The sequence below is a fragment of the Pseudoalteromonas sp. GW168-MNA-CIBAN-0100 genome (assembly GCF_040309225.1).
GTDB lineage: Bacteria > Pseudomonadota > Gammaproteobacteria > Enterobacterales > Alteromonadaceae > Pseudoalteromonas > Pseudoalteromonas arctica.
In genome coordinates, this window is the sequence record NZ_JBEOOL010001023.1 from 1 (window position 1) to 240 (window position 240).

1 pseudogene is annotated in these 240 nt (G+C 34.6%); it reads right to left on the reverse strand.

Annotated elements, in window-relative coordinates:
- Positions 1-16 precede the first annotated feature (16 nt).
- Positions 17-240 (reverse strand): annotated as a pseudogene (locus tag AAEY62_RS24455) (hypothetical protein); the annotation flags it as partial.

Here is a 240-nt window from a genome sequence, read left to right on the forward strand (position 1 = left end):
GGATAATTGAATTATTTTAATTTTTAATTGCTTTTCTTCTAAGCTGAAATGAAATATTATCGTTTAACTCGAGCCAACTAAAGTCCTTATTCCAAGCCTGCTTAAAGCTTTCTCCGCCTTGCGAATTATCCAGGATTTCTTTTAAGTCAAATATTTTGGAGAAATTATCTTCGTTTACGTCGTAACTTGACCACCCCCTAACTCCCAAGTCAATATGCCCTAGAAAGCTCGATTTAAACT